This is a genomic window from Desmonostoc vinosum (assembly GCF_059505385.1).
Genome location: NZ_JCACKM010000001.1, coordinates 63,417 through 70,996, shown reverse-complemented (window position 1 = coordinate 70,996; position 7,580 = coordinate 63,417). Strand labels below are relative to the sequence as shown.

The following is a 7,580-nucleotide window of genomic DNA, read 5'->3' as shown; positions in this document are numbered from 1 at the left end:
AGTCCGCGATAGCGTTAGCGTTAGCGAAGCGGTAGCGAGTCCTCGAGCGTCAGCGTAAAGCCTGCGGCATAGCTTCGCTTAGAGCGACACAGGAGCGTCGCGTCATTACGAATTACGAATTACGAATTATTTAATAGGAGTTTAAGTCTATGTCGCTGCGTGAATACAAACCTGGAAATACTTTCCCTGGTGTAATAGAACGGACTGTTGATCGTTCCAGTCCTGCTTGGCCAGAACCTTTACGAGCCAAAGAAGGCACACCAAACGTGCTATTTATCGTCTTCGACGATACGGGTTTTGGTCAATTTGGGAGCTACGGAAGTCCTATTAAAACACCCAATCTAGACGCACTAGCTGCCAATGGCTTGCGCTACAACAATCTACACACAACGGCGTTGTGTTCACCCACCCGCTCTTGCCTTCTAACTGGGCGCAATCACCATTCCAATGCTATGTCCTGTATTACAGAAGTGTCTACCGGTTATCCAGGTAGTAATGGGAATATTCCCTTTGAGAATGGGTTTCTCTCGGAAATACTACTACAGAAGGGTTATAACACCTATGCGATCGGAAAATGGCATTTAACCCCCTCAGACCAGCTCTCTGCTGCCGGCCCCTATGATCGCTGGCCTCTCGGTCGCGGTTTTGAACGTTTTTATGGGTTTCTCGGAGGAGAAACTCACCAGTATTATCCAGATTTGGTTTATGACAACCACACCGTTAAGCCAGAAAAGACCCCCGCACAAGGCTACCATTTGACCGAAGACTTAGTAGACAAGGCAATTAGCTTTATCGCTGATGCCAAGCAGGTTGCCCCAAATAAACCCTTTTTCATGTATTTCTGTCCTGGTGCGATGCACGCCCCTCATCATCTACCGAAAGCATGGGCTGATGACTACGCAGGCAAGTTCGATCATGGTTGGGAGGCATACAGGAAGGAAGTTTTTGCCCGTCAGCAGCAAATGGGGATCGTCCCTGCCGATGCTAAACTCTCCCGCCATGATCCCGATGTTCCCCACTGGGATACTCTCTCAGCAGCAGAAAAGCGTCTCTATGCCCGCATGATGGAAGTCTTTGCAGGTTTTTTAACCCATACTGACCACCACATCGGTCGCTTACTCGACTTCCTTAAAATGATCGGCGAGTTCGACAATACTATAATTATGGTCATCTCAGACAACGGGGCAAGTTCTGAAGGTGGGCCCACTGGTTCGGTTAATGAGAACCTGTTTTTTAACAATGTGCCAGAATCCCTAGAGGAAAATCTCAAAGCACTGGATAAACTAGGCAGCCCAGAGACCTTCAACCATTACGCTTGGGGCTGGACTTGGGCAGGTAATACGCCTTTCCGTCGCTGGAAACGGGAAACTTATCGGGGTGGAATCAGTGACCCCTTGATAGTCCATTGGACTCAAGGCATTGAGGCAAAAGGCAAAATCCTTACTCAGTATGCCCATGCCATTGATCTTGTACCAACAGTACTTGAGCTACTAGAAATTGAACCACCGACAACGATTAAGGGTGTCACTCAATCCCCCATTCAAGGTGTCAGCTTCGCCCATACTTTTAATAATGCTGACGTACCCACTAAGCACCTTACCCAGTATTTCGAGATGATGGGACATCGCTCTCTTTATCATGATGGCTGGCGGGCGGTTTGTCCTTGGCCTGGTGCTTCATTTACAGAAGCAGGTCAGTTTTTTGGTACACCAATCTCAGCTCAAACTTTGACAGACCTAGATACTTATCACTGGGAACTGTATCACGTCGCGTCAGATTTTGCCGAAAATCACGATATTGCTGCTGACAACCGCCCTAAGCTGATTGAGATGATTGCCACTTGGTATGTAGAAGCAGGGAAATATAATGTTTTGCCTGTGGATGGAAGGGGTGTACAACGATTTGCAGAAGAACGTCCTCAGATTGCTCTCAATCGTAGCCGCTATATTTACTATCCTGACACTCAGGCGATTCCAGCCAATAGTGCCGTCAAAGTCTTAAATCGTCCCCATAGTATTACGGCTGACATGGAGATTCCCACGGGTGGCGCACAAGGAGTATTACTTGCTCACGGGGGTAATGATAGTGGCTACTCCTTTTATCTCAAAGATGGTAAACTGCACTGGGTTCATAACTATGTAGCGCGATCGCTTTATCATGTTGAGTCTGGCTCATCAGTCCCAGAAGGTCGTCACCAGTTGCGCTTTGAGTTTAAAGTGACGGGTCAAGCAGATTTAGCCAAGGGGAAGGGAACACCAGGTCGCGCTCAACTGTATATCGATGAGAAATTGGTCGGGCAAGCCGATGTCCCGGTGACGACTCCCTTAGCACTAGGTCTAACCAGTGGCGTCACCTGTGGGATAGCCCCTGGCGCACCGATAACACCCGATTATCAACCGCCCTTCAAGTTTACGGGCAAGATTCATAGTGTGATAGTGGATGTTAGTGGAGATTTGATTCAAGATAGAGAAGCCGAAGTGCGTACTATTATGGCACGACAGTGATTTTCCTAGAATTATTTCTGGGTTATACATCAGCTACTGGGTATATCCCCATCAGGCAAGATGTTATCTATTCTGAGTACCCACGGTATCCCTTTGTCAATTGGAGAACTAACAGTAATCTTAGCTATGTTGGTAAACTGTTTTAACTGATCAGCAAAATGAGGAACAGTTTTCATGATCTGACGATAACTTTCCATATCGTGACAAATCATGATTAATGTCAAAATGCCACTATTGATTTGAAAATACCAATGACAACTAGATAATAAAATACGTGTCATTTTGTCGCACGCCAAGAAAAAGCTTTTTTTAGTTGCTTCTTCAAGTTGCCTAAATAGTATTTCACTCACCCTTCTTGTTTGATGTGAAGGCAAATCATCTGGAGGTAGGCATGGTTGATTCATAAGATTTTAACATGCAGCAAAGTACAAAAGCTGTGGTTAAGAGGACGATTACAACAGAGATGCAATTCTCATAGTTAGCGTTATTGTTCTTGAGTAAGAATCCAAAGTAAGTCTAACCACAAGTGGGGATAAGCCTGTTTGAGATTTGACAAAGGATCGCGCACCAAGTTGTTAGCATTTAAACAAACAACCTCAACTAATCCCACATATTCTGCTACTTCTCTCAGTAGGTTTTTTTCTGCTACTACCGCATTAATCAGTCTGTCAGGACAATAAATTCCAATGTATCTTGCATGTCTATGACGGATACATATTTTGATATTCGCTCTTGTTAAGTAAGGTTTAGGATTAATCACCTTCACATAACATTGGCGTAATAATTTCCATACACGTGGGTGAGTATGTTCAATAATTACGTTAAATTGTTGAGCTAAGTCTTGTTCGGTAATCATTATTCTCTCCATTGCTATAGCGCAAACAACTGTAATTTCATCTGAGGAGTGGCACACCTGGTAGATACCTAATTGTGCAATAGATGTCTGCATATGACTCTAAGTAAAAACAGTATTTTTAGTGAGGTAAATTTTACCTCACAGAGTTATCATTAGTTGGTGGTATATTCGTTACGGCTTGTATAACTCACCTATCAAGCATCAAAGCCCAAATCAATTTCTAAAACTGTATTGAGGGCTACTTTTTACCAATTTAGTTGGTAATAACCAAATATCGCTAAATCCTTTGTTATCGATGATTAGGAAGTTTTGAGTTATGACCAGCAGCGAAAAAACAATCTACAGCAAAAAAAATTGCGATTCGCAAGGAAAATTGCAAAAGGTATGATATTCTTTGAATATAGGGAATCAAAACAGCGAAAGCACACTCATCTAGTCCAAGAGAAATAATATAAACTACTAGACCATGCTTTCGCCTTGGCAGATGCTTTTTTAAATCCGCTACGGCTTTTAGAAACCTAGAGTACATTAGCTCAAGCCAATGAAGCAGGATAACGATCTCCGTAATAACTTGAAGTCAATTAGAACCCGTCTAGGTATGAGCCAACAAGATTTGGCTAATCTAGCTGGTGTTACCCGTCAGACTATTAGTGGTGTAGAGTCGGGACAATACGCTCCCTCAGTAACCATCACACTTCGTTTAGCAAAGGCACTTGGCTGTCAAGTAGAGGATCTATTCTGGTTAGAGCGGGATTTACCTGAAATTGAAGCAGTGCTTGCCAAACCTGTTCCTGCTGGTCAGCAGACGCGAGTTAGTCTGGCCCGCGTGGGAGGACAATGGGTAGCTTATCCCTTAATTGGCAAAGATGCATTTCGCCAAGATATGATTCCGGCCGACGGTGAAGCAGTTGCGGTGAACGGGTTTCCCGGCATAAGCAAACTGCTGTTCCCCGAAGGGTACACGGAGGGAGAGAGTCAGGGTCAAACAGATACAGATAAAGTTCGAGTACGTCTTTTGGACGATAATCTAGACACACTTCACAACACAGTTGTGATTGCTGGCTGTGCACCTGTGATTTCATTATGGGCGAGAGCCACCGAACGTTGGCATCCCCAACTGCGAGTGCAATTTAACTTTGCCAATAGCATGTCTGCATTACACAGTCTATGCCGAGGTGAGGCGCACATTGCTGGGATGCACCTGTATGATCCCCAGACTGGTGAGTATAATACTCCTTTTGTTCGAGATGTTCTGGCTGGAAGGCAAGCAGTTCTGATTACCCTCGGTGTTTGGGAAGAGGGACTTTTAGTAAAGTCTGGTAATCCGATGTCAATCAGAACAGTTACAGATTTAGTGTCACAGGAAGCTACTATTGTCAACCGTGAAACTGGTGCTGGTACTCGTTTACTTTTGGAACAAACACTCCAAAAAGAGCAAATACCGTTCCATGCTGTCCAAGGTTTTGACCATATTGTCACAAGTCACCAAGATGTTGCCCAAGCTGTAGCTCTAGGAATTGCCGATGCAGGTATCAGTATGGCATCTGTAGCTACTGCCTTTGGTCTAGGATTTGTCCCTCTACATCAATCAAGATACGACTTAGTGATTCTCAAAGAATATCTCGAAGTTGCGCCAGTACAGCAGTTGCTTAGTACTTTGGGACATCGGATGGTTCACTCACAATTTGAAATACTCGGCGGCTACGATATCAGCAGAATCGGGGAAGTTGTAGCAACTGTTTAGAGTAGATTGCAATGCGAGGTTGGTTGTCTGGTTTAGGGAAGAATGCGTAAATTTGAATTTCTGCTGCGATCGCTCTCAAGAAATAGTGCTGAGTGCTGAGTTAGGAGTAAAAACACAGAGTATTTCGTTTTTTCATCGAAAGCCGCCCCTAGAAGTGCAGGTAATGGGTAATTGGTAATTGGCCTATTACCAATTACCCATTACCAAGTTTGTTGGTAAGTAAATATCTCGAAATTTGGTAATAATACATAAGGTGTTTTTTTAATATCAATAATGCTTGATACCTACCACCTGACGGATGTTTGGGTAGGTTAGGTGGTTTATTTGCTTGCACCCTTAAAAATTCACTGAATTTGTCTATGAAGTCTTAAATATAACAAGAGTAACTGTAACACGTCTTCTACAGCAGTTTGAGCAAGAGGGAAGCCTGCTACGCCACAAGCGTAAAATCATCTTGTGTGTCAGCAAATAACAGTCTAAAAAATAGTTAAACTTAAACTAACTACTTTGTAGAATTTTTATTACCAAATGAGTTGGTATTTACCAAACAATTTGGTAAATTGTTTATGTACATTTACCATACTAAGGAATAGTAAAAATTTTTGTATTTTCTATCTATAGCCATACATATTAATTTAACTACTTGTTATTATTTATAGGTAAAGAAAAATACCAAAAAGAGTTAGAAAATGCAAGTTAGCGCTCGTAATGCTCTCAAAGGAACTGTGAAAAACGTTATCGTCGGCTCTGTAAATACTGAAGTGACAGTAGAAGTAGCACTAGGGGTAGAGGTAACTGCAATTATCACCAAATCATCGGCAGAAAATTTGAAACTTTCTGAAGGTAAACAAGTCTACGCTATAGTAAAATCATCGGATGTCATGATTGCTGTAGACTAATGTAATTATTGACATTCTTAAGTAAGGGGCAGCTTGCCCCTTTTTAATTTTAGTTTTGCTAAAACTTTTCTACAACTGGGAACAAACCTCGTTAACTATCCCATATTTGAATAAATTATCCTATTTTGACCAATAGTAGCGATTTTTACAATAGTGATAATTTTTTAATAAATAGACAATTCTGTCTATGTTAAACAATCTTTTTTATTAGATATATTAAATATTCCTTAACTTGAATAGATAGACTCTTCTAACTAGATATAAAAAGAGCAATGAGCAGTATTTGCTCGACTAAAAATAACATCAACAACACAATTATTAGCTTTCAGACTTTCTAGTCATTAACTAATTGTAACTACGAATACTGTTTGTAAATTTATTGGCTAGCGCAAGTAAATTGGCCAAATGTATGATATTCTTTATTTATAGGGAATCTAAATCGCTAAAGCACAAAGGATCTCCAAGCATTTGCGCTGTAGTGAAGAAACCAAATCCCATAAGTTAACCAATAGTTAGATGAACTGATGGTCTTGCTCTACAAGTTTCTGGAGGATTGTAGAAGTACTTGATCGGTAGCAGTACTGTGAGTTTAGGGAGACTTTGGTCTGCTTGCAGTTCATCAATTACTATTGGGTTAAACGTTCTCTTATAAAGAATCTAAAGCTTTGGTAAATCAAAAAATAGAATAAGTAATCGATAACAGTGTTTGCAGTTTAGGCAACTGAATAAAGCAAACTCAACTCAACATCTATCTAGATGAAACACCCTGATCTTTACAAGAATCAAAGAGTGGTTAAGGGTGTTTTCTAATTTCCAATTTCTGTTACCTTGACACTGTCAATTCAAAAAGCTAGATAAGTTTGCAGTTTAAACAATTATGAAATTGGGAAAATTTTGATCATTTTTATTGATCAGGCATTTAAGTATTACACATTATTCAAGGATGTAATCTAAATGAATAAACCGAAAACAACCCGTAAATCTGTTCACGATCGCATCCTGAATACGGCATCAGGTTTGTTTTATCGAGAGGGAATTCGTAACGTCGGTATTGACAGAATTATCGCAGAATCCGGCGTTGCAAAAATGTCACTCTACAATCATTTTAAGTCAAAAGATGCATTGATTGAAGCATGGTTGCGACAACAGGATGAACAATGGTGTGAATGGCTCAAAACCACGATTGAACAACGAGCTTCTAACCCATCCCAACAACTATTAGCGATATTTGATGCTTTGAGGGAATGGTTTGAGGGCCCAGATTTCCGAGGTTGTGCATTTATTAATGCATCAGTAGAATTAGCCAATGCTGACCACCCTGGACATCGAGTAGCATTAGAACATCAACAATCGATTTATCACTACATTAAGAGCCTAGCTCAAGCCGCAGAAGTTTCATTACCAGAACAGTTAGCTAGACAACTGCTTCTTTTAGTACAAGGTGCGATCGTGGTTGCGATGATGGAAGGAAGTTGGTCAACTGCTTCACAGGCAAAAAAAGTAGCAGCAACTCTAATCCAGACTGCACCAAAATCCAGTGTTACATAAAATCTATCATGTGATTTAATAGAAGAAAT

At 41.3% G+C, this 7,580-nt stretch carries 6 protein-coding genes and 1 pseudogene; 5 read left to right on the top strand and 2 right to left on the bottom strand.

Annotation, left to right across the window (positions count from 1 at the left end; genetic code table 11):
* Positions 1–149: 149 nt before the first annotated feature.
* Positions 150–2,504, top strand: a complete 2,355-nt coding sequence (locus AC5JMF_RS00360; protein WP_495793730.1) for an arylsulfatase — start codon at positions 150–152, stop codon at positions 2,502–2,504.
* Between the two features lie 29 nt (positions 2,505–2,533).
* Here the strand turns inward: AC5JMF_RS00360 and AC5JMF_RS00355 are convergent, their stop codons facing one another.
* Both AC5JMF_RS00355 and AC5JMF_RS00350 read right to left on the bottom strand, forming a co-directional pair.
* On the bottom strand, positions 2,534–2,908 hold the full coding sequence (locus tag AC5JMF_RS00355; protein WP_495793729.1) for a hypothetical protein: 375 nt from the start codon (positions 2,906–2,908) through the stop codon (positions 2,534–2,536).
* Between the two features lie 80 nt (positions 2,909–2,988).
* Positions 2,989–3,453, bottom strand: coding sequence for a hypothetical protein (locus AC5JMF_RS00350; protein ID WP_495793728.1), 465 nt, complete (start codon positions 3,451–3,453; stop codon positions 2,989–2,991).
* 448 nt (positions 3,454–3,901) lie between these two features.
* Here AC5JMF_RS00350 and AC5JMF_RS00345 point away from each other — a divergent pair, with 448 nt between their 5' ends.
* The 4 genes and pseudogenes from AC5JMF_RS00345 to AC5JMF_RS00330 all read left to right on the top strand — a co-directional run bounded on the left by AC5JMF_RS00345 (position 3,902) and on the right by AC5JMF_RS00330 (position 7,551).
* On the top strand, positions 3,902–5,104 hold the full coding sequence (locus tag AC5JMF_RS00345; protein ID WP_495793727.1) for an XRE family transcriptional regulator: 1,203 nt from the start codon (positions 3,902–3,904) through the stop codon (positions 5,102–5,104).
* A gap of 361 nt (positions 5,105–5,465) precedes the next feature.
* A pseudogene (locus AC5JMF_RS00340) lies at positions 5,466–5,576 on the top strand (Crp/Fnr family transcriptional regulator); the annotation flags it as partial.
* A 217-nt stretch (positions 5,577–5,793) separates the two neighbouring features.
* A complete protein-coding gene (locus AC5JMF_RS00335; protein ID WP_495793726.1) occupies positions 5,794–6,003 on the top strand; it encodes a TOBE domain-containing protein in 210 nt (69 codons plus the stop codon).
* 954 nt (positions 6,004–6,957) lie between these two features.
* The gene (locus AC5JMF_RS00330) at positions 6,958–7,551 is read left to right on the top strand and encodes a TetR/AcrR family transcriptional regulator (RefSeq protein ID WP_495793725.1); all 594 of its coding nucleotides are present in this window, start codon (positions 6,958–6,960) and stop codon (positions 7,549–7,551) included.
* Positions 7,552–7,580: the final 29 nt, after the last annotated feature.

Excerpts from the sequence above, each read along its gene's own strand:
- AC5JMF_RS00350 (WP_495793728.1), bottom strand. The coding sequence starts at position 3,453 with ATGCAGACATCTATTGCACAATTAGGTATCTACCAGGTGTGCCACTCC.
- AC5JMF_RS00335 (WP_495793726.1), top strand. The coding sequence starts at position 5,794 with ATGCAAGTTAGCGCTCGTAATGCTCTCAAAGGAACTGTGAAAAACGTT.
- AC5JMF_RS00345 (WP_495793727.1), top strand. The coding sequence starts at position 3,902 with ATGAAGCAGGATAACGATCTCCGTAATAACTTGAAGTCAATTAGAACC.
- AC5JMF_RS00360 (WP_495793730.1), top strand. The coding sequence starts at position 150 with ATGTCGCTGCGTGAATACAAACCTGGAAATACTTTCCCTGGTGTAATA.
- AC5JMF_RS00330 (WP_495793725.1), top strand. The coding sequence starts at position 6,958 with ATGAATAAACCGAAAACAACCCGTAAATCTGTTCACGATCGCATCCTG.
- AC5JMF_RS00355 (WP_495793729.1), bottom strand. The coding sequence starts at position 2,908 with ATGAATCAACCATGCCTACCTCCAGATGATTTGCCTTCACATCAAACA.